We start from the raw sequence: 20,684 nt of genomic DNA on the forward strand, positions 1-20,684 counted from the left end.
ACGGTTCACTCATCCCGGTTCCGGGCAGCAGCCCAGGGATTACTGTGAACCATTCTGCCCCCGGCGCCGTCGTAACGGGTAGCTCCGGCCTGGCAAGTTGGCCGGTTTGAGTCAAGGAGCAGCAGATGAAAAAGCACTACAGCGTTGGCCTGTCCGCTTTTGCCCTGGCAGCACTACTCTCGGGCTGCGCCGGCAGCACTGCCACGCCCACGTCGCCCTCGGCCGCCACTACGCCGTCCGGCGGCTCCGCAGCGAGCCCGGTACCGGTTTCCGCCCCAGCACCGGCGGAGTCCACCCCGGACCTCAAGGTCACGGATTCCACCGCGGGCAGGATAGTCGTTGACGGCAAGGGCCGCAGCGTCTACTACTACACCAAGGACGCCAAAGACTCTGGGACCAGCACCTGCACGGGCGGCTGCATTGCCGCGTGGCCGCCGGTCCTGGCAACCGCTGACGCCCCCGCGGTTGACGGCGTTGCCGGCACCGTGGGGACCATCGCCACCCCGGAGGGCAAAAAACAACTGACCATCAACGGGATGCCGGTGTATTACTACGCCAAGGATCTGGCCGCCGGGGACATCCGGGGGCAGGGGGTGGGCAGCGTCTGGTACCTCGTGGCGCCTTCCGGTGACATGATCACCGGCACGGCGGGGCAATAACTGCCGGACAGCAGTTAACTGCCGGCCGCGGCGCCGGACTTTCCGGCTTAGTCGTCTGTGGCTTCGAACTCAACGGCAGCCAGAATTTCCTTCGTCTCGGGGTGGATCATAACCGCTTCCTGGTCATCGTCGAGCATCAGGAATTCACCCTGGTCGGTGGTGAAATGCCATGCCAGGGTGGTCTGGCCGTCGTGGTCGTAATTGGGGTCGCCCATGGTGATCTTCAGCAGGGTATGCCCGGCCACCTTGCAGAGCTCGCGGATGATTACCTCGAATTCCGGCGCATCCAGCAGTTCGTCCTCGGCGGCCTCGGCCTGGCGCTCCGCCAGGTTCGGGACCCGGGACACGCGCTCGGCGATGTGCTGGTCCAGTTCTTCATCCGCCAGAAGCAGAAGGTCTGTCTGGCCGCGAAGCCAGGCGGCGTTGAGCGCGATGATGTCTTCGGTCTCCAGCAGGGTTTCGAAGTCGCCGTCGAGCTCTTCCAGGACCCGGACGGCGTCCGGTACAACACCGTCCGGTACAACACCGTCCGTGCCGCCGTCCAGATCCGCATCCCCGTCAAGGTAGGCATCGCTTTCCTCCTCGGTGAGGGAGTCAAAGGCCGCTGCGGTGCGGTTAAAGAGGTCCAGGTGCGCGGCGGCCCCCATGGCTTCGAGCCCGGCCCGGACGTAGTCGTCAATGTCCGTGCGTTCGGGCGCGGTAAACACGTACTGGGCGAACCCGCCGCCCAGCGACTGCGTCAGATAGAAGTCGACGTAGTAGCTGCGCAGTGCGTTCGGTGCAATTTCCTCGACATCGAGCAACTCCGCGTACATGGCGTTGACCACCTCGACGTTCGCGTCAACGACGTCCGCGTCGCTGCCGCTGATGATCGCCTTCGGCAGGACCGTCGCGTAACCGGTGGCGGGCATGGTGGTGGAAAAGCCGTTGCTCATGGGAAATCCTCACTGCTGAAGGCGGGTGGCGCTCCGTTCCCCTTTACGGTACGCGGCACCACCGGCAGCGCGGTTGAGCCGAAGCTGAACGTCCGGCGAAGTTTGGGTGTCCCGAACCGAGTGCGCGTCCGGCCGGTTATCCACCTGGCCGGACGCCGCAGTCCGGGGAGTCCTGCCAGGCTCGCTAAGATGGATCAGATGACCAACTGCTGAAAGTAGTACGCACATGCCATCCCATCCGGACGAGAGTGCGGCCCTGGCAATACAGACCCCCGCGATCAACGACCGCTCCCTTGCGGCCGGGCTTGCCTACGCCATGGGGAGCCGTGTTTCCGGTATTTCCTTCGATGCCGCCACCGGCCTGATGCTCGGCAAGGTCCGCGGCGGATCCGATGTGCCCTATTCGACGACGGCGAAACTGGTCCGGAAGGCGGGCGGCTGGAGCTGCACCGTGGGTGTGTGCAGCTGCCCGGTCCGTAAGGACTGCAAGCATGTGGCCGCGCTGCTGTTCACGGCCGAGGACAACCCGGCGATCCGGGTCCAGCTGTTGACCCCCGTCGACGGCAGCCGGCTGTCCCGGCAGGCACCAGTGCTCGAGGTCCCGGACTGGGAACAGGCGCTGAGCCCGCTGATCTCGCAGCCGGGAATCACCCAGTCCACCAACGGAATTCCGCTCGCGCTCCAGTTCGAGATCGAGGAACCGGCCCCGCACTTCTCCTACACCGGACGCCGGGATCCGCTGCGCAGCGTGCGCCAGCTCAAAGCCCGCCCCGTGATCATGGGCGCGAAGGGGAAGTGGATCCGCGGCGACGTCTCCTGGAACACCCTGAGCTACTTGAGCTACCGGCGCGAATGCAACGAGGCCCACGTGGAGTGGATGCAGGAGTTCCTTGCCGCCCACACCGCCCAGGCCAACCGCCAGCATGGTGGAACCGGGCTGTGGCTGGGCCTGAACACCTACGCCGGCAAGAACCTGTGGAGCCTGCTCACCCGGGCCCGGAAGATCGGTGTCGCGCTGGTGCACAGCCGCGGCCAGGAGCCGGTGCGGCTCGTGGAGCAGCCCGCCGCCGTCGGGCTCAACCTGACCCGGTTCGGCCCTGGGCCGGTCCCGGCCGAGGCCGACGGCGGCGGCGGCGGCGGACCCGCGGCGCCGGCACCGGCCGGCGACGGCGGTGGGCTCTCGCTCGCCCCCACCATCACCGTGGAGGATGAGGTGGTCGATCCGGCAACCGTCGGGACCATCGGACGCCCGGCGCACGGAATCTTCCTCACCTCCGGGCCGGACGCACTGCCCGGTGCCGCGACCACTGACACCATCATCACGCTCGCACCGCTGGAAGGCGGCCTCAGCGAGGAGCTGCTGACTTTCGTCACGGCCGGCACCACGCTGCACATTCCAGCCCGGGATGAGAGCCGCTTCCTGACCGGTTTTTATCCCAAGCTCAAACAAAGCGCCCGGGTCACGGCTTCCGACGAGTCAGTGGAGCTCCCCCAACTGGCCCTTCCCACCCTGTCGCTGTTGGCCAACTACGGCGCCGACCACCGGGTCCGGCTGCACTGGGAATGGCACTACAAGTCCGGCAAGCTCGTTACGGCCCAGCCGCTGTGGCGTCACCCCGGCGATCACGGCTACCGGGACGACCCCGCCGAGGCCCGCATCCTGGAAGCCGTCGGACAGCCGTGGGATGTGGTGCCGGCCCTCGGCGAGTCGGCCACGGGCGGGTGGGGAACACCCCGGCTGGCGGCTTCGGCGGAACTCAGCGGCCTCGACACCCTGGCCTTCACCGAAGAGCTGCTCCCCTTGCTCCGCGACGTCCCCGGCGTCTCGGTGGACACTGCCGGTGAGATCGCCGACTACCGGGAAGCCGAAGAGGCGCCGGTGGTGGCGATTTCGACCAAGGCCACCGACAGCCGGGACTGGTTCGATCTTGGCATCGTGATCACCCTGGAAGGCCAACCGGTCTCCTTCGCGGCGATGTTCTCCGCCCTCGCCGCGGGCCAGACACGCATGCTGCTGCCCAGCGGCGCCTACTTCTCACTGGACCTGCCTGAGCTGCACCAGCTCCGGGCCCTCATTGATGAGGCCCGTTCGCTGCAGGACAACAAGGACGCCCCGCTGCAGATCAGCCGCTTCCAGGCCGGGCTCTGGGACGAACTGGCTCAGCTCGGCATCGTGGACGAGCAGGCAGCCGCCTGGCGTGAGGCTGTCGGCGGGCTGCTGGAAGGCGGCGTAAAGGGGCTGCCGCTGCCGGCAACGCTCAACGCCGAGCTGCGCCCCTACCAGCTGGAAGGGTTCAACTGGCTCAGTTTCCTCTACCGGCACGGACTCGGCGGCGTGCTGGCCGATGACATGGGCCTCGGCAAGACGGTGCAGGCGCTGGCACTGATCTGCGCCGCCAAGGTCGCGGCAGGGGTCCCTGCCGAAGCACTCGACGGCGGCGCAGCCGCCGTGGCTGCCGGCGCGCCCCCCGGCGCTGCGCCCTTCCTCGTTGTTGCCCCGACAAGCGTCGTGGGCAACTGGCAGGCCGAGACCGCCCGGTTCGCCCCGGGCCTGACAGTGCGCGCCATCAGCGAAACGTTCGCCAAGAGCGGCTCCAGTCCAGCCGAGGCGATGGCCGGAGCGGATATCATCATCACCTCCTACGCTTTGTTCCGGATCGACTACGAGGCCTATGCCTCAAAGGAGTGGGCCGGGCTGGTCCTGGACGAGGCCCAGTTCGTCAAGAACCACCAGTCCAAGGCCTACCAGTGCGCGCGGAAACTCCCCGCGGTGTTCAAACTCGCCATCACCGGCACACCGCTGGAGAACAACCTGATGGAGTTCTGGGCCCTCACCTCGATCGTCGCACCGGGGCTCTTCTCAAGCCCGAAGCGGTTCGCCGAGTACTACCAGAAGCCGGTCGAAAAGAACGGGGACAAGGCGCAGCTGGACAAGCTCCGGCGTCGGGTCCGTCCGCTGATGATGCGGCGCACCAAGGAACAAGTCATCCACGACCTGCCGCCCAAGCAGGAGCAGATCCTCGAGGTTGTACTGAACCCGCGGCACCAGAAGGTCTACCAGACACACCTGCAGCGCGAACGCCAGAAGATCCTGGGCCTGATCGAGGACGTCAACAAGAACCGCTTCACCATCTTCCAGTCCCTGACCCTGCTGCGGCAGCTCAGCCTGGACCCCTCGCTGATCGATCCCTCGCTCTCCGGGGTCCGGTCCAGCAAGCTCGATGTGCTTTTCGAGCAGCTCGACGACCTTGTGGCGGAAGGGCACCGGGCCCTTATCTTCAGCCAGTTCACCGGGTTCCTCGGCAAGGTCCGGGAGCGGCTTGTCGAGGAGAAGATCGAGTTCTGCTACCTCGACGGCAGCACCCGTAACCGCACCGACGTCGTTAATGAATTCAAGAACGGCGCCGCGCCGGTGTTCCTGATCAGCCTCAAGGCCGGCGGTTTCGGCCTGAACCTGACGGAGGCTGACTACGTGTTCCTGCTGGACCCGTGGTGGAACCCGGCGTCGGAAGCCCAGGCCGTGGACCGGACCCACCGGATCGGGCAGGCCCGCAACGTTATGGTCTACCGGCTGGTGGCGAAAGACACGATCGAGGAGAAGGTTATGGCGCTCAAGGCCAGGAAGTCCCAGCTGTTCGCCGACGTGATGGAGGGCGACGCGCTGACCGGCGGGGCGCTCACGGCCGAAGACCTGGCCGGGCTGTTCACCGACTAAGCCACGGGCGTCGCCGGAGCCGTGCCAGTAGCGTCGCGGCGAGCAGCGCCGTCGTCAGCTCCAGGGCAATGACTGCCAGCAGCGCCCCGGCACCCGACGGCGGCGCTTCGGCCACAGCAGCGGCATGGTGGCTATGGCTGGCGCCCCCGGTCCCGGGCACCGCGCCGAGAAGCAGGACCGCATGCACCCCGGTCATCGCCAGCGCCGAGGCCATCACCTGCCGCAGCGGCCGGGCCGGGCCCTGCCGCCAGATGTGTACGGCGCACGGCAGGCACACCGCCACCATGGCCAGCATCAGCACGTTCAGCGCAGTCCCATGCTGGTTCCCGGCAACAAGCCACAGGTGCGCGAGGCACGACCCCGCCGTCACGGCGGCGCAGATCCTGGCGTGCAGGACCACACCGGCGATGCCGGCCATTCCCCCCGCCACTGCCATGACCACCGTCTAGCTGTGGCAGTGGCCGCCGGCCGGCTGTGCACTTGCGGGCACATCCAGCACGGGGCTGCGGTCGAAGAAGCCCTCCGGCCGCAACCTAAAACCGGCCGTGTCCACGGGCATGATGGGCCAGTCCTCGGGCCGCGGGAAGTGGGTCAGGCCGAAGGTGTGCCAGATGACGATGTCCTGGCCGTCCAGGTCCCGGTCCTGCGCTGTGTACTGCGGCAGCCCCGCTCCCCCGCCGTGCTGGTTCACGAAATCTCCCGTGGGGTAGCGCTCGTCCTCGGCGAACCGGGTAACCCACAGATCCTTCGTGGCGAAAGCGGCGCGCCGGGCAATCGAGGACGCCGGGTCCGCCAGCAGGGTGGGCTGGCCTTCGGCGTGGAGCTTGTACGCCACCGGTTCGCCGAGGCGGTTCCGTGACTGCGGGTTGGAGATGACCCAGGTCCGGCCGTTGCGGGCATCGGCCTCGCGTGCGCCGTCGGATTCACGGGCGATGAGCGTGCGCTTCCGGGAGAAGGCGTTGCCGCGTTCGTTGCCTTCGCCAATCGCCTGCCGGACGATGTCCTCTTCTTCCACCCGGTTGGTGAAGCCATCGATTGCCATGTCCAGGCGGGCGCTGAACAGGTGCTGGTGATAGGGGGCGCCCAGCCCCGGGGCGAGCTGGGAGATGTTGGCCGAGCCGCCTGCCGGGTAGGCGGAGGTGAAGACGACGCCGGTGGCCTTGGCCTCGAACTCGACGGTGCCGTCGAGGTAGAGGTACCAGTAGAAGCCGTAGTCGTAGTTGCCGATGGTCGTGAAGAACGAAATGACCAGGCGGCGGTTGCGGCGGGTGTAGTCGATGCCCGTCCAGAGGTCGGTGTGCTTGGCCAGGATCCCCCAGTCTTCCTCGTGCATGCAGATGCCGTTGCGGATTTCGCGGGGGTTGCCGAAGGCGTCGCTGATGACGGGGCTGAGGTAGGTGATCTCGCCGAGGCAGTCGCACCCCAGTTCCAGGGAGTTGGCGTACTGGCCGACCAGGTATTCGCCGGTGTCGAAGTAGTTCTGCCAGGACCGGATCGGCGACGGGTCCCCGTACGGGACCACCATTTCGGCGATCGACGCCCGGTTGATGACTGGGCGCAGGCGTTCGCCGTCCTGGAACGCAAGGTTATGCAGCACCACGCCTTCACGAACATCGAAGCCGACGTCGAGGCTCCACTTTTCCCACTCGATGTGGTTGCCGCCGGTGACGGTGAAGCTGGGTCCGTCCGGCTGGGTGATGTTGATGGGTTTCTGCGTGCTGCGGAGCGGACCGGTGAGCTCCGGGTCCGTGTAGTTGCCGTGCTCTGCGGGAATCGGGACGATACCGGTGTCCAGGACCTGGGTGACTTCCTTGCTGACCACATCGACGTACGCCACGAGGCCGTCCACGGGGTGCGCCCAGGCGCTGTCCTCGGGGAAATCCTGCACGAAAGCCAGCCCGCGCAGGATGCGGCGGCCCTTTTCCTCCGGATACTCGAAGACACCGGCGGATAGGGGCGCGACCCGCACCTTTCCGACGTCGAGTCCGCGCGCTGCGAGCGCCTCAAGCCACCGCTCATCCGTGGCCAGAAGCTCCTCGACGACCTCGAACTCTTCTTCCAGGACAGGGAGTTCACCGGCCACCGCGGTGTCCAGTTCGACGACGGAAATCACCGCGCCGCTGGAGACCGAGACCGTCACGTCGGCCGGACGTCCTCCCGATACGTCGTGCAGAAAGACCCGGAACCGGCGGTCCCCGGTTTCCGCCGCCGAGCCCCTGGCGGGATCCAGCAGGCCCAGGTACGCGATTCGTTTTGTCTCGCCCAGCAGCCCCGCTGCGCGCAGGACGCCTTGGACTGCCGTGATTTCGGCACTCGCGGCCAGACTGTACGGACTGGATGGACTAAACGAGGTGCGGGTGTCAGTTTGTGCGGTCATGGTGGCGGCCTTTGTCCGGGGACCCTGGCGGGTCAGAACTTTATTTTCTATAGTTGTAGAGAATACGGAAATGTAAGCTGTGCCACAAGAGTCCGTCGTGAAATGTTTTGGGGAGCTGTCCGGTGCCAAAGATTGTCGACCACAACCAGCGGCGGCTTGAACTCGTTGATGCCACGTGGCGGATCATCGCCCGGCTCGGAATCGAAAGTGCCACCATGCGCGAGATCGCGCTCGAAGCCGGCTTTGCGAACGGTGCCCTCAAGCCTTACTTCCCCACCAAGGATGACCTGCTGACCTTCGCGTTTGGGCATGTCTTCAACCGCACCAACGAGCGGATCGCCGGAGTCACGGCAGGGCAGGCGGGACTCGCGGCCCTCAGGGCATTCTGCGTCGAAGTGCTGCCCCTGGATGAGGAGCGGATCAACGAGGCCCGAATTGTTATTCCGTTCTGGCAAAAGGCCATCAACGATCCCGACAAGGCCGCCATCCACCGGGACTCGATGCAGCTGTGGCTTGCCGCGCTGCGGCAGTACCTCGCCGAGGCGCGGCTAGCCGGCACAGTCACCACCGCCGTCACCGACGCGGCCCTCGCCGGACAGCTGCTCAATCTCCTGCTTGGCGCGCAGATCGCGGCGGCGCTCGCCCCGGAGGGCCAGGTGGAGCTTGGGCTGAACGAGCAGTTGGACGGATTCCTGATCCTGCTGGGCCACTAGTTCCGCGGAACCTTTTTTATTCGCCCGTTGTCGAAAATAGATGACACCGGTCGATTCCGGCGTTACCCTAAAAGGACTGTGTCCCATGACACATTTTCCGCAGTACGACGGCGTCAGGATCCTTTATGAGCGCAGTTGCAGCCCGCCCCTCCTTCAGTCCCGCCGGACAGGACCTGCGCACCAGCACAGCGGCCTCCTTCGATCACTGGCGGCACCTCGTCGCGGAGTCCTTCGTTCCGTTGGCCGCCTCAAGCAGGGACGCGGACAACTTCCGCGGCCGCATGCGGGCCCGAAGGCTGGACCGCGTGGCGGTCGTCGAGGTCGCCTCGACGAGCCATGAGGTGCACCGGACGCCGGCGCTGATTGCCCAGTCCCAGCAGCGCTATTTTAAACTCAATCTGCAGCTGCAGGGCACCGGGCTCCTTATCCAGGACAACCGCGAGGCTGTCCTCCAGCCGGGCGACCTCTCTATCTATGACACCAGCCGCCCCTACACGCTGGCCTTCGAGGGCGACGCCCGGCTTATGGTGGTGATGTTCCCCTGGGACGCACTGTCCCTCCCGCCGGACTGCATCGCGCAGCTTTCGGCAGTGCGGATGGCCGCCGGCTCAGGCCTCGCCGCAATCGTCGGGCCGTTCATCGCCCACCTTGCCGAGAACCTCGATGCCCTGAGCGGCCCCAGCGGGTCCCGCCTTGCCACGAATGCCCTCGATCTTGTGTCCACGATGCTGCATTCGGAGCTGGACATGTCCGCTGACCGGATGCGGCCGCAGGCCCTCCTGGCGGCATCCGTCCGCGAGTACATCGACGCCCGACTGGCCGATCCGCTGCTCTCGCCCGCTTCCATCGCGGCAGCCCATTTCATCTCCACCCGGCACCTGCACAACGTTTTCCACGAATCCGGAACCACAGTGGCGAGCTGGATCCGGAGCCAGCGGCTGGAAGGGGCGCGCCGCGAACTGCGGGATCCGCTCCTGGCCGGCATGCCCGTCGGAGCCGTGGCCGCGCGCTGGGGATTCCTGGACGCGGCCCATTTCAGCCGCTCGTTCCGTGATGCCTTCGGCGAATCCCCCAGCGACTGGCGGCGCGGCGCCTAGAGCTGCCACCCCCGGCAGGCGGCGGCCCCGGCGCTTGTGCAGCACCCGCACCCGGCACCAGCACTGGCACCCGAAAGGGCGGTCCCGGCGCTGCCCGGAACCGCCCATGCGGCGATCGAAGCCCGCGGCTATGCGGGGGCCTCCTCCCGCGCGGCCCTGCGCTCCACCCCGACCTCCACCAGCACACCGGCAACGAAGACCAAGGGAACGGCGGCAAGCAGGCCCATGGCCGTTTCGGCGCTGCCGCCGATGAGTGCCGTGAAGTTGCTGGCAACAAGGGCCAGAACCCAGCCAAGTAGCAGGGTGGCGAGTGTCGGCGCCACTTTGGTCTGCCAGACCTGGCCGGCCACCCTTTCGCGCCGGAAATACGCGACGACGGCAAGGGAGCAGAGGATATACAGGACCAGGAGCGCCGCCACGGCCAGCCCGCTGAACCAGGAAAAGAGGGTCAGCACAGGGTCCAGGGAAAGTACTGCGAACGGTGCCACCAGCAGGAACGCGATCACGGTCTGGATTCGCGCTGCGGTGGCGGGTGCCCGGTGCCGGTTGGTGCGGGCGACAGTGCCCGGCATCGACCCGCGCAGCGCCAGTGAATGGAGGTAGCGGTTGATGCCGTTATGGAAGGCGATAATGCCGGCCAGCAGGGAAGTCACGAGCAGGATACCGGTGGCGATCCCGGCCCACGGCCCGAAGAGTTCCACCATCGGTGTCAGTACGAAGGAGGTGGAGTCACCCGATTCGAGGGCCGCCCCCGCCGCATCAATGACATGCGAGGGGCCATAGTAGCTGACCAGCATCCACGAGATGAAGGAGAAGAACACCGAGATAACCACTACCGAAAGGTACGTGGCCCGGGCCACCGTGCGCTGGGCGTCCTTGGCTTCGGCTGAGTAGATGGCAGTCGATTCGAAGCCGAACATGGAGGCGACAGCGAACATAATGGCCACGCCCGGGGCGCCCGTCGCGATCGCCGCAGGAGAAAAGGAAGCCGCCAGGCTGATTCCTTCGGGGCCGCCGCCGCGCAACAGCACGGTGAAGCCGAACATGATCAGGATGGCGACCTCCAGGCCCACCAGCACCGCCAGTACCCGCGCCCCCAGTTCGATGTTGAGGGATCCCAGCACCTGTACGCCCGCCATGGTGACCACGGCCAGTAGCCACCAGGGAACCACGAAGCCGGCGGACCCGAGGAGTCCGGCAAACGCGGCGCCGTACAGCCCGTACATCGCGGCCTGGACGGTGCTGTAGGCAAGGAGGGCGAGCCACGCGGCTCCCGCCCCTGTTTTGCGTCCAAAGGCGGCCGTGACATAGGCGTAGAAGGCGCCGTTGGCCTGGATTTTGCGGCTCATCGCAACGAACCCGACGGCGAAGATTACGATGACAATGCCCACCACCAGGTACGCCCCGGGCGCTCCAGGGCCGTTGCCGAGGGCCGCGGCCAGGGGGGACGCCCCGACGATTCCGGTCAGCGGCGCCTGGGCGGATAAGACAAAAAAGAGAATGCCCATCACGCCGACGCTGCCGGCGCGCAGTGCTGTGGAGTGCTCGGCGCGGGGAGCGGCTTCCGCGGTCCGGGACTCGGATTTTGAAATACTCATCGGATCCTTCTTAACGGTCATGAGTCTGGGGATTGGCGGTGCGAGAAAGGCGGTATGGGAAAGGAGGGGTGTCTGGCACCATGCAATCCAGCATTGCAGGTGACGCCCATCACCCTTTTGTCGATCAGCGATCGTTTGTTGTCCCTCAGCGCAACGGCATCCCAGGGCCGCCGCGATCCTTCGCAGTGGGTCAACTGCAGTTCGCGCAAAGACAAGACTGCTCGCCCCGCAACGGAGGACACTCGGAGACGACAGCTCGGCCAACTACTCGATGTGGAGTACACCCCATGGAAACTTACGACGCCCTCCTGGCCTCGATCACCCCGGACACCGGCGACACCCGGACCATCCTTGACCCCGCCACCGGCGCCGTCGTCGGTGAAGCGCCGGTGCACACCTTGGCGGACCTGGAGCGGGCCGTTGCCGCTGCCGGCGCCGCGCAGCCCGCGTGGGCGGCATTGGGCCATGACGCGCGGAGCGCCGCACTGTTGCGGGCCGCCGAGGCCGTCGAACGCTCTGCCGAAGAACTCGCCCATCTGCTCTCCCGCGAGCAAGGCAAACCCCTGAACGGCCCCAACGCGCGGTTCGAGGTCGGCGCCTGCGCCGCGTGGCTCCGCACGGCTGCCGGCACCGCGATGGAGCCGGAGACCGTGGTGGACGACGGCGAAACCCGCGCCGAACTGCACTACCGGCCCATCGGCGTCGTCGGGGCTATCGGGCCCTGGAACTGGCCCATGATGATCACCGTCTGGCAGATCGCACCGGCCCTCAGGATGGGCAACGCCGTGGTGGTCAAACCTTCCGAATACACCCCGCTCTCCGTCCTGGCCCTGGCGAAGGTCCTCAACGAGGAGCTGCCCGAAGGCCTCCTCACCGTGGTCTCCGGCGGCCGCGACGTCGGCGCACGGCTGGCCGAACACCCCGCGATCGGAAAGGTGATGTTTACCGGCTCCACCGCCACGGGCAAGGCCATCATCAGGTCCTCCGCAGACACGGTCAAACGCCTCACCCTCGAGCTCGGCGGCAACGACGCCGGCATCGTCCTGCCCGACGCCGACCCCAAGGCCATCGCCGAAGGCCTCTTTTGGGGCGCCTTCATCAACACCGGCCAGACGTGCGCGGCCCTCAAGCGCCTCTACGTCCACAGCGACATCTACGATGCCGTCTGCGAGGAACTTACCGCCGTCGCGGCCGCCATGCCGATGGGAAACGGCCTCGACGAGGGCAATGTGCTTGGCCCGCTGCAGAACAAGCAGCAGTTCGACATCGTGGCCCGGCTGGTTGATGCCGCCCGCGACTCGGGGGCCAAGCTCCTGCTGGGCGGGGACCCGGACACAGACCAGCCCGGCTACTTCTACCCCGCCACCCTGGTTGCGGACATCGACAACAACAATGCCCTGGTGACCGAGGAACAGTTCGGTCCCGCGCTGCCCATCATCCGCTACAGCACGGTGGACGAGGCCGTCACCATGGCCAACGCCCTCGACGTTGGACTCGGCGCCTCGGTCTGGTCCGCCGATCCGGCGGAAGCCCGCAAGGTCGCGGCCCGGCTCGAGGCCGGCACCGTCTGGATCAACAAGCACGGCGCGGTTGACCCGAGGGTTCCCTTCGGCGGTGCCAAGCAGTCCGGCTACGGCCTGGAATTCGGCGTCGAAGGCCTCAAGGCCCTCGGAGTACCGCAGGTCATCAACGGCTGACCATTTTTCAACAGCCGGAAACCGGTCGGCCGGGGCGGGCCGGTCAAAGGCCCATCGCGGTCCGGACCTCCTCGAGAATTCGGTGCATGGCGGACTCGGCCGCGCCTGCGTCCCCCGCTGCGACCGCGGCGGCGACATTTTCGTGCGCCTGCAGCGCTTCTTGCCGCGGGTGGAAAGGCATCAGCCTCTGCCGGGTGCGGCTGGAGAGAACCTCGGCCACCATCCCGTCCAGGGCCTGGAACATCTCGTTGCCGCTGCTGTGCAGGAGCAACTGGTGAAAGGCGATGTCGGCGGTCAGGAATCCTTCCAGATCGCCGGCCTCTCCGAGCCGGCGCAGCTCCGCCGCCAGCGTAACGAGCCGACGGCGTTCGGCGGAGCCCGCCCGGCGGGCAGCACCGGCCGCGGCGATTGGCTCGACGGCGATGCGGAGTTCAGTGAGGCTGGCATACTGTTCAGTCCGTCGCCCTGAGGCCAACCGCCACCGCACCAGCTTCGGGTCAAAAACGTTCCAGTGCGCGGAATCCTGCACCACGATGCCTACGCGGCGCCGGGAATAGACCAGATTCATCGATTCAAGCACCCGAGTGGTGTCGCGGGCCAGAGTTCGGGAGATGCCGTACTGCTGCTGGATTCCCTCCAGTGTCAGCCGTTGTCCGGGTGCGAAGGTGCCCGAGACAATTCCCTCGCCCAATTCGTCCAGTACCCGCAGGTGCAGGGCACGAACGGGTTCACCCCGGTCAGCGCCGCCGCCGTGTTCGCCGCCGCCGTGTTCAGCGCCGCCGCCGTGTTCGCCGCCGCCGCCGTTCTCCTCGCCGCGCTCCTGGTCTGGTGTCGCCGTCGACATGTCGAGCCTCCCTCTGCCCGCAAGGGCTGCCTCCCAGCATAGTGCCCGCTCTGCCAAAGGTGTGACTTTTCTAACGTAAAGATAGTACGATTGACCCATCAAAGGTGCTACCTTTTTGATCGGGCCGTAGAGATGGCCCTTGGTTTGTCCGCGTCTTCGGACATCGTCTACGGAGGTAAACAATGACGTTTTCTGCCATGCACCTGGTGGTGATGGGGGTTGCAGGTGCCGGAAAGTCCACGGTTGCCGAGGCGCTGTCCCGAGATCTGGGCTGGGCGATGGCCGAGGCCGACGAATTCCATCCGCAAGCCAACATCAGCAAGATGAACAGCGGCACCCCGCTGGACGACAGCGACCGCTGGCCCTGGCTGAACGCCATCCGGGACTGGATGACCTCCCAGGCCCGCGCCGGGCAGTGCACGGTCCTGACGTGCTCTGCCCTCAAAACCGACTATCGCGAGTTGCTCTCCGGAGCGGAAGGCAGGGTTGTCTTCCTGCATTTGGACGGCGAACCCGGGCTGCTGGCGGAACGTATGCAGGGCCGCGCGGGCCACTTTATGCCCGTCACCCTGCTGCCCAGCCAGTTGGCCACACTGGAACCGCTAACCCCCGCCGAGCTCGCCGGGGGAAGCCTGCGCCTGGAAATCACCCGGACCCCCGAACAGCTGATCGCCGAGATCAAGGCGTCGCTGGGGCTCTCCGGCGGACCCGGCACCGGCCGGCCCCCCAAGGCCTGACTCTTCCGCTCATTCCTTCCGGCCTTTTCACCCCTTTTCACCCCTATTGCCCGTTGCTTCAAAGGAGAACCATGACCATCGAAGGATGGACTCAAACCCTCGGCGCAGGTCCCCTGCTGCTGATCGCCGCCGCGGCCATCGCCGTGCTGCTGTTCCTCATCATCAAGCTGCGCGTCCATGCGCTGCTTGCCCTGATCCTGATCAGCCTGGCCACCGCGTTCGCCACCGGAATACCGGCGGACAAGGTCGTGACCGTCCTGGTCAGCGGTTTCGGCACAACACTTGGCGCGGTCGCACTGCTGGTCGGCCTCGGTGCGATGCTCGGCCGCATTGTGGAGACCAGCGGCGGGGCCAAGGCCCTGGCTGACCACCTCATCAACCTGTTCGGCGAAAAGCGTGCGCCTTTCGCCCTGGGCCTCGCCTCGCTGATCTTCGGTTTCCCAATCTTCTTCGACGCCGGCCTCGTTGTGATGCTCCCGGTGGTCTTCGCTGTCGCGCACCGTCTCGGCGGCGGCGTACTGCGCTACGGGCTTCCCGCAGCCGGCGCCTTCTCGGTGACCCATATCTTCCTGCCCCCGCACCCGGGTCCGGTCGCAGCCGCAACGTTCTTCGATGCCAACATCGGCCTGGTCCTTATTGTCGGCCTGATCGCTGCCATCCCCACCTGGTACGTCACGGCATATCTGTTCGGCCTGTGGACCGGTAAGCGCCTTGTCCTACCCGTCCCCACCCTGCTGGGCCAGGCCGACGCCGCAGCTGAAGCCAACCCGCCCAGGTTCCGCACCGTCGTCGGGGTCCTGCTGCTACCGCTGGTCCTGATCTTCCTCAACACCGGCCTGAGCACACTCTCCTCCGCCGGCGTGCTGCCGGCCTCGGCCAAGTCCGAGGCTTGGTACCAGATCCTGCGGACCCTTGGTGAAACCCCGGTAGCCCTGCTGATCTCTGTCCTCGTGGCGGCTTTTGTCCTGGGCCGCAGCCGCGGCCTGCACGGCAGCACCTTGGAAAAGCTGTTCGAGTCGGCGCTGGGCCCGGTCTGCTCCGTTATCCTCATCACCGGCGCCGGCGGTATGTTCGGCGGTGTCCTGCGCACGTCGGGCATCGGCAAGGCTCTCGCTGATGTCCTCGGCGACGTCGGTATTCCGCTGATCCTCGCCGGCTTCCTGATCGCGGCCATCCTGCGCATCGCTCAAGGCTCCGCCACTGTGGCGCTGACCACCACAGCGGGACTGATCGCACCGGCCGTTGCCGCCGCCGGCATGAACGGCATGCAGCTGGCAGCCCTCGTGATCGCGGTCGCCGCCGGCTCCGTGGTTGTCTCCCACGTCAACGACTCCGGCTTCTGGCTGGTTGGCCGCTTCTTCGGAATGGACGTCAAGACCACGCTGAAGACCTGGACCGTGATGGAAACACTCATCGGTGTGATGGGCTTCGGGATCGCTGCGGCCGTCTTTGGCCTCGCCGGCCTCGCCAGCTAGCCGCGGGCGGCCGGCCGGGCCGGTCCCGGCACACGCAACCAGAACGACGACGGCGGGATATCCCGCCGTCGTCGTTCGTTCAACGTCCCTGGCGCGAAGGAGGGCCCGGCAGCCGAAGGTGCCGGGCGGTCAGCCGGCGGTTTCGCTGCCCTGGCGAACCGCGGGTTCAGGCGCGCTGGTGGACAGGTGCAGCCGGGTGGAGAGCGCTGCGATCGCCGCGAAAACAAAGGCGCCGATGGCGATGGCCAGGGACGTTGCGGCCACAGCTCCATAGCCGCTGATCCGCGGGTCGAGGAACGGATAGGGGTACCACCCGGCGATCGGGCCCCTGATCAGGCTGTAGACGAGATAGAGGAGCGGAAACCCAAGCCAGACCAGGGACGTCCGCAACGGGATTCTGGTCTTGGGCAAGTCAACGAGCCAGTCGATCACCATAATCGTGGGGATCGTAAAGTGCAGGACCACATTGATCCAGGGGATTGGCGTGTTAACGTCCACGTTGCTCAGCAGCAGGTTGTACACAATTCCGGTGATGGTCATGTAGATGGTCGCCGCGCCCCGCAGCAAATCAAGCCACCGCGGGTTTTCTCCCCGCCACGCGAAGGTGCCTGCTACTGCCAGGGTCACAAAAGCGATGATGTTTGATTCGATGGTGAAGTAGCTGAAGTAATTCACCGTCGATGCTCCGGGCACGCTGGTGAGCAGATGCGCGAGCTGAAACGCGACGGCCAGCAGTCCTATGGCAGCGAACCAGTACCTGAAGATCGCAAGCCCGCGGTTGGGGATCGTCATGGTGTTTTCCTTCATGTGGGGTTCAGGGGCCCGGACCGGCTGGCACCTTCGCATTTCATCTTTGCCCTATTGGGATGAATGTACCGTGTCCACACCCTTCGCGGCCCGGACCGCCACCCCGGGTCAGCAGGCGTCAGCCTCCGCGTTGAGATCCCGGCCCCTGGTTTCGGGAGCGATGAACCCGGCCGCCCAGCCGATCGCGGCGTAGCTCATCAGGATAGCGGCGATCGGCACCCAGCCCGGACCCGTCGCCGCGACGACGGCGGCGGCCAGGACGGGCCCCAGGCCGCCGGAAAGCACCGCGCCGATCTCCTTGACCGTCGTCATAAAGGTAAAGCGGTGCTTGGACCCGAACATCTCCACCAACCAGGTTGATTCCACGCCGTACATGTTGGGCAGCGGACCGCCGATGAAAATGACGAAGACGAGGGCCACCAGCAGCGGGTTCCGGGTTTCAATCAGCAGCATCGCAGGGATGGTGAAGGCGAACTGGAAGCCGGAGAGCCACAGCCAGACCCGGCGCCGGCCGAACCGGTCGGTGAGCTTGCCCGTCAGCAGAACTGTGGCGACGCCCAGGATCGAGCCGAGCGTCACGCCGGTCGTGACGAGGTTGGCGTCCATTTTCACCACGGACACGGTCCAGCCGATCAGGAATCCCTTGACGAGGTAGACCGAACCGTTCTCACCGAGCTTGATGCCCAGTGAGACGAGGAATGATTTTTTGGCGTCCGCCGCGTCACGCCAGACGCTTTGCTGCCTGGCCTCGACGCGCGCCGCAGCACGCCGCGCCTTGAGCTCCTCGAAGACCGGAGATTCGCTGACGCTGCGCCGCAGGTACAGCGCCACCAGGGTGGTCACGATGCTCAGCAGGAAGGGAATACGCCACCCCCAGGCGAGGAATTCCTGCTTCGGCATCTGCGAGAGCAACAGCCACAGTCCGCTGGCCAGAAGCACACCGGTCGCGGTCCCCAACGCCACCACCGCACCATAGAAACCGCGTTTGCCAGCGGGCGCGGATTCCACCAGCAGCAGCGAGGCCCCGGACAGTTCAGCGCCGGCACCGAAGCCCTGGATGAGCCGCAGGAGCACCAGGAGGATGGGCGCGATAACGCCCACCTGGGCGAAGGTCGGCAACAGGCCCATCCCCAGGGTGGCGATCCCCATCATCCCGACAGTGATCACCAAGATCCACTTGCGGCCGTACTTGTCCCCGAGATAGCCGAAGTAGATTCCGCCCAGCGGCCGGACGAGGAACCCGGAGCCGTAGGCGGCGAAGCTGGCCAGCAGCGCCATTGCCGGGTCGACATTGGGAAAGAACAGCGGCCCGAAGACCAGCGCCGCGGCCAGGGTGTAAAGCGTGAAGTCCATGTACTCCAGCGCAGAGCCCAGCCAGGATGAGATCGAGGTGCGGCGCAATTCAGCCGGCGTCACCCCAGGATGCAGCGCCGTGCCCTGCGCGCCCGCCTCGGCGTGTGTCAGTTTCAGGTTTTCAGTAACCACGGAGTTTCTCCCTCGTGAAGAGCCTGCAGGCAGGCTCGGCCGTAACGTCGTTGTTCGGATGGTGGTGCAGGGTGGTGCCGGAGACCGGTCAGCTCCGGAGCAGGGACACGGTTTCCGCGATGCAGGCAGGCTTTTCGGAACCTTCCAGCTCGATCAGGTGCCGGAACTGCAATTGCCGGCCGTTGGCCGTGTTGGTCACCGAAGCCAGCGTCAGCCGGTCCCTGATTCGCGAGTTCACCAGGGCGGGCGCCGGGAACCTGACCTTGTTCAGGCCGTAGTTGATAATCATCGCCGCGCCCTGGACCCGGTAGACCTGACCGGCAAGGTACGGCAGCATCGAGAGGCTGAGATACCCGTGGGCGAGCGTGGCGCCGAACGGTCCGGCAGCGGCCCGCTCCGGATCGGTGTGGATCCACTGCTGGTCCAGGGTCGCATCGGCAAATGCCTGGATCTGGGACTGCTCCAGGGTGTGCCAGGCGCTCACCCCGATTTCCTGTCCAGTCATGCTTGCCAGCTCGGCGGCGTCCTCGAACAGTCTCATCTAAACCCTTTCCAGCAGCATGGCGACGCCCTGGCCCAGCCCGACGCACATTGTGGCCAGGCCGCGGCCGGCGTTTTCGCGTTCCATCCGGCCCAGCAGCGTGACGACAATTCTTGATCCGGAGGAGCCCAGCGGATGCCCGAGGGCGATTGCGCCGCCGTCGTTGTTGACGGTGCCGGCATCCATGCCGAGCAGCCGCATGCAGGCCAGCGACTGCGCCGCGAAGGCCTCGTTGAGCTCGACGGCGCCGACGTCGTCCAGGCTCCAGCCCGCCTTGGCCAGCGCCTTCCGGGTCGCTGGGACCGGGCCGATCCCCATCACGTCCGGGGCGACGCCGGCGGCCTGGCTGGTGACGATGCGCGCCCGCGGCGTCAGGCCATAGCGCGCCACGGCCTCACCGCTGGCGACCACCACTGCGGAGGCGCCGTCGTTGAGGGAACTGGAGTTGCCCGCGGTGACGATTCCGCCGGGCTTGACGAGTGGCCGGAGCCCGGCCAGGGACTCGGCGGTGGACCCGCGCCGCGGCCCTTCGTCGGTGTCCACAAGCGATACTTCACCGCGCCGGCCGGTGACCGGGACGGGGACGATTTCGTCCCTGAAGCGTCCGGCGTCGATCGCCGCCAACGCCAGTTCGTGCGAGCGCAGCGCGAAGCTGTCCGCGTCGGCGCGGGAGATCCCTTCTCGGCCGGCCACTTCTTCGGCGGTTTCGGGCATCGAGAACCGGGCGTTGGATTCCATCCGCGGGTTGACGAACCGGGCACCGATCGAGGTGTCCGCCAGCTCCCCTGGCTTGGCAAACGGTTTGTCCGGCTTGGCCAGCACCCAAGGTGCCCGCGTCATGGATTCGACGCCGCCGGCCACCACGAGGTCGACATCGCCGTTGCGGACCGCCTGCGCCGCCATGCTGATGGCGGTCAGGCCGGACGCGCACAGCCGGTTGACCGTGACAGCGGGGACGGCCTCGGGCAAGCCGGCCAGCAGCACTGCCATCCGGGCGACGTTCCGGTTGTCCTCCCCCGCCTGGTTGACGCAGCCCAGGATGACCTCGTCGATGCTGGCCGGGTCGACGCCGGCGCGAGCCACGACGGCCTGCAGCACGAGCGCGGCCAGGTCATCGGGCCGGACCGTCGCGAGTGCGCCGCCGTGGCGGCCCACCGGCGTGCGGACGCCGCCGACCAGGAATGCCTCGGGCATCAGCGGGCCCCGCCGTTGATGTAGAGCGTCTGGCCGGAGACGTAAGAGGAATCGTCGCTGGCGAAGAAGGCGACGGCGGCTGCCACTTCCTCGGGCTGGCCCACCCGGCCCAGCGGCGTGCGGGCCGCCACCGCCTCCTGGTGTTCGGCCGGGCTGCTGCCGACGCGCTCGGCGGTGGCCGCGGTCATCGAGGTGGCGATGTAGCCGGGGGCCACGGCGTTGACCGTGACGTTGAATGGGCCGAGTTCGATGGCGAGCGTCGCCGTCAGGCCCTGAATGCCGGCTTTCGCGGCGGCGTAGTTGGCCTGGCCGCGGTTGCCCAGCGCGCTCCGGCTGCTCAGCGAGACGATTTTCCCGTACTTCGCAGGGACCATGTACCGCTGGGCCGCACGGGAGCACAGATAGGCACTGGTGAGGTTGGTGGCCAGGACCGAGTCCCAATCCGGCCGGTCCATTTTGAAGAACAGGTTGTCGCGGGTGATACCGGCGTTGTTGACCAGGATGTCGAGGCGGCCGAACTCCCGATGGATCTCCGCAAAGACCCGGTCCACGGTGGCTTCGTCGGTGACGTCGCAGGCGGCCGCGATGGCGCGGCCGCCTGCCGCGAGCACCTGCGGGTCGACAGTGATCGCCTGAGCGGTGGCTTTGGCGCCTTCCTCATTGAGGTCCAGGACGACGACGGTGCCGCCCCCCGCGGCCAGCTTCAGCGCCGTGGCGGCGCCGATCCCCTGGGCGCCGCCAGTGACGACGGCCACTCGGTTGGTGAAATTAGTCATGGTGTTTCCTTCGCTTGCGTGGAATGTGGCTGAT

The 20,684-nt window shown here is 66.7% G+C and carries 17 protein-coding genes; 7 read left to right on the plus strand and 10 right to left on the minus strand.

Annotation, left to right across the window (positions count from 1 at the left end; all coding sequences use genetic code 11):
- Positions 1 to 125: 125 nt before the first annotated feature.
- Entirely contained in the window at positions 126 to 659 is a 534-nt protein-coding gene (locus QMG72_RS13230; protein ID WP_226775281.1) for a COG4315 family predicted lipoprotein, read from the plus strand.
- A gap of 47 nt (positions 660 to 706) precedes the next feature.
- Here the strand turns inward: QMG72_RS13230 and QMG72_RS13235 are convergent, their stop codons facing one another.
- On the minus strand, positions 707 to 1,570 hold the full coding sequence (locus QMG72_RS13235) for a DMP19 family protein (RefSeq protein WP_226775500.1): 864 nt from the start codon (positions 1,568 to 1,570) through the stop codon (positions 707 to 709).
- 250 nt (positions 1,571 to 1,820) lie between these two features.
- On the opposite strand from QMG72_RS13235, the gene QMG72_RS13240 reads away from it, so the two are divergent.
- Positions 1,821 to 5,309 carry a DEAD/DEAH box helicase gene (locus QMG72_RS13240; protein WP_283480766.1) on the plus strand — a complete coding sequence of 1,163 codons (3,489 nt, stop codon included), beginning with the start codon at positions 1,821 to 1,823 and terminating at the stop codon, positions 5,307 to 5,309.
- Here QMG72_RS13240 and QMG72_RS13245 read toward each other — a convergent pair.
- A complete protein-coding gene (locus QMG72_RS13245; protein WP_226775279.1) occupies positions 5,299 to 5,745 on the minus strand; it encodes a hypothetical protein in 447 nt (148 codons plus the stop codon). The two genes, QMG72_RS13240 and QMG72_RS13245, sit on opposite strands and share 11 nt — an antisense overlap.
- 9 nt (positions 5,746 to 5,754) lie before the next feature.
- Entirely contained in the window at positions 5,755 to 7,686 is a 1,932-nt protein-coding gene (locus QMG72_RS13250) for a primary-amine oxidase (RefSeq protein ID WP_283480768.1), read from the minus strand.
- A gap of 122 nt (positions 7,687 to 7,808) precedes the next feature.
- Between QMG72_RS13250 and QMG72_RS13255 the strand changes: the two genes are divergently transcribed.
- Entirely contained in the window at positions 7,809 to 8,399 is a 591-nt protein-coding gene (locus tag QMG72_RS13255) for a TetR/AcrR family transcriptional regulator (protein ID WP_283480769.1), read from the plus strand.
- 125 nt (positions 8,400 to 8,524) lie between these two features.
- Positions 8,525 to 9,496, plus strand: coding sequence for an AraC-like ligand-binding domain-containing protein (locus QMG72_RS13260; protein WP_226775276.1), 972 nt, complete (start codon positions 8,525 to 8,527; stop codon positions 9,494 to 9,496).
- Between the two features lie 128 nt (positions 9,497 to 9,624).
- Here the strand turns inward: QMG72_RS13260 and QMG72_RS13265 are convergent, their stop codons facing one another.
- Positions 9,625 to 11,094, minus strand: a complete 1,470-nt coding sequence (locus tag QMG72_RS13265) for an APC family permease (RefSeq protein ID WP_282358925.1) — start codon at positions 11,092 to 11,094, stop codon at positions 9,625 to 9,627.
- Positions 11,095 to 11,381: 287 nt separating this feature from the next.
- On the opposite strand from QMG72_RS13265, the gene QMG72_RS13270 reads away from it, so the two are divergent.
- Positions 11,382 to 12,791 (plus strand): aldehyde dehydrogenase family protein, encoded by a 1,410-nt coding sequence (locus QMG72_RS13270; RefSeq protein WP_283480770.1) that lies wholly within the window; start codon positions 11,382 to 11,384, stop codon positions 12,789 to 12,791.
- 43 nt (positions 12,792 to 12,834) lie between these two features.
- Here the strand turns inward: QMG72_RS13270 and QMG72_RS13275 are convergent, their stop codons facing one another.
- Entirely contained in the window at positions 12,835 to 13,635 is an 801-nt protein-coding gene (locus tag QMG72_RS13275) for a FadR/GntR family transcriptional regulator (RefSeq protein WP_283480771.1), read from the minus strand.
- A 182-nt stretch (positions 13,636 to 13,817) separates the two neighbouring features.
- On the opposite strand from QMG72_RS13275, the gene QMG72_RS13280 reads away from it, so the two are divergent.
- Both QMG72_RS13280 and QMG72_RS13285 read left to right on the plus strand, forming a co-directional pair.
- Positions 13,818 to 14,372: a gluconokinase gene (locus QMG72_RS13280; protein WP_283480772.1), complete on the plus strand. Its 555-nt coding sequence runs from the start codon at positions 13,818 to 13,820 to the stop codon at positions 14,370 to 14,372.
- A gap of 71 nt (positions 14,373 to 14,443) precedes the next feature.
- Positions 14,444 to 15,847 (plus strand): GntP family permease, encoded by a 1,404-nt coding sequence (locus tag QMG72_RS13285; RefSeq protein ID WP_283480773.1) that lies wholly within the window; start codon positions 14,444 to 14,446, stop codon positions 15,845 to 15,847.
- A gap of 129 nt (positions 15,848 to 15,976) precedes the next feature.
- Here the strand turns inward: QMG72_RS13285 and QMG72_RS13290 are convergent, their stop codons facing one another.
- The 5 genes from QMG72_RS13290 to fabG all read right to left on the minus strand — a co-directional run bounded on the left by QMG72_RS13290 (position 15,977) and on the right by fabG (position 20,650).
- The gene (locus QMG72_RS13290) at positions 15,977 to 16,639 is read right to left on the minus strand and encodes a Pr6Pr family membrane protein (protein ID WP_283480774.1); all 663 of its coding nucleotides are present in this window, start codon (positions 16,637 to 16,639) and stop codon (positions 15,977 to 15,979) included.
- A 123-nt stretch (positions 16,640 to 16,762) separates the two neighbouring features.
- Complete coding sequence (locus tag QMG72_RS13295) at positions 16,763 to 18,139, minus strand: MFS transporter (RefSeq protein ID WP_283480775.1); 1,377 nt, start codon at positions 18,137 to 18,139, stop codon at positions 16,763 to 16,765.
- 88 nt (positions 18,140 to 18,227) lie between these two features.
- The gene (locus QMG72_RS13300) at positions 18,228 to 18,680 is read right to left on the minus strand and encodes a MaoC family dehydratase (protein ID WP_226775268.1); all 453 of its coding nucleotides are present in this window, start codon (positions 18,678 to 18,680) and stop codon (positions 18,228 to 18,230) included.
- Positions 18,681 to 19,874 carry a thiolase family protein gene (locus QMG72_RS13305; protein ID WP_283480776.1) on the minus strand — a complete coding sequence of 398 codons (1,194 nt, stop codon included), beginning with the start codon at positions 19,872 to 19,874 and terminating at the stop codon, positions 18,681 to 18,683. It abuts the gene before it with no gap.
- Complete coding sequence (gene fabG, locus QMG72_RS13310; protein ID WP_282358934.1) at positions 19,874 to 20,650, minus strand: 3-oxoacyl-ACP reductase FabG; 777 nt, start codon at positions 20,648 to 20,650, stop codon at positions 19,874 to 19,876. The genes QMG72_RS13305 and fabG overlap by 1 nt, the downstream gene beginning before the upstream one ends.
- Positions 20,651 to 20,684 lie beyond the last annotated feature (34 nt).

The sequence above is a fragment of the Pseudarthrobacter sp. PH31-O2 genome (genome assembly GCF_030063265.1).
Lineage (GTDB): Bacteria > Actinomycetota > Actinomycetes > Actinomycetales > Micrococcaceae > Arthrobacter.

Bases quoted from the DNA above. Each gene is read 5' to 3' on its own strand.
- QMG72_RS13230 (WP_226775281.1), top strand. From the start codon at position 126: ATGAAAAAGCACTACAGCGTTGGCCTGTCCGCTTTTGCCCTGGCAGCA.
- QMG72_RS13235 (WP_226775500.1), bottom strand. From the start codon at position 1,570: ATGCCCGCCACCGGTTACGCGACGGTCCTGCCGAAGGCGATCATCAGC.
- QMG72_RS13240 (WP_283480766.1), top strand. From the start codon at position 1,821: ATGCCATCCCATCCGGACGAGAGTGCGGCCCTGGCAATACAGACCCCC.
- QMG72_RS13245 (WP_226775279.1), bottom strand. From the start codon at position 5,745: ATGGCAGTGGCGGGGGGAATGGCCGGCATCGCCGGTGTGGTCCTGCAC.
- QMG72_RS13250 (WP_283480768.1), bottom strand. From the start codon at position 7,686: ATGACCGCACAAACTGACACCCGCACCTCGTTTAGTCCATCCAGTCCG.
- QMG72_RS13260 (WP_226775276.1), top strand. From the start codon at position 8,525: ATGAGCGCAGTTGCAGCCCGCCCCTCCTTCAGTCCCGCCGGACAGGAC.
- QMG72_RS13265 (WP_282358925.1), bottom strand. From the start codon at position 11,094: ATGAGTATTTCAAAATCCGAGTCCCGGACCGCGGAAGCCGCTCCCCGC.
- QMG72_RS13270 (WP_283480770.1), top strand. From the start codon at position 11,382: ATGGAAACTTACGACGCCCTCCTGGCCTCGATCACCCCGGACACCGGC.
- QMG72_RS13275 (WP_283480771.1), bottom strand. From the start codon at position 13,635: ATGTCGACGGCGACACCAGACCAGGAGCGCGGCGAGGAGAACGGCGGC.
- QMG72_RS13280 (WP_283480772.1), top strand. From the start codon at position 13,818: ATGACGTTTTCTGCCATGCACCTGGTGGTGATGGGGGTTGCAGGTGCC.
- QMG72_RS13285 (WP_283480773.1), top strand. From the start codon at position 14,444: ATGACCATCGAAGGATGGACTCAAACCCTCGGCGCAGGTCCCCTGCTG.
- QMG72_RS13290 (WP_283480774.1), bottom strand. From the start codon at position 16,639: ATGACGATCCCCAACCGCGGGCTTGCGATCTTCAGGTACTGGTTCGCT.
- QMG72_RS13300 (WP_226775268.1), bottom strand. From the start codon at position 18,680: ATGAGACTGTTCGAGGACGCCGCCGAGCTGGCAAGCATGACTGGACAG.
- QMG72_RS13305 (WP_283480776.1), bottom strand. From the start codon at position 19,874: ATGCCCGAGGCATTCCTGGTCGGCGGCGTCCGCACGCCGGTGGGCCGC.
- fabG (WP_282358934.1), bottom strand. From the start codon at position 20,650: ATGACTAATTTCACCAACCGAGTGGCCGTCGTCACTGGCGGCGCCCAG.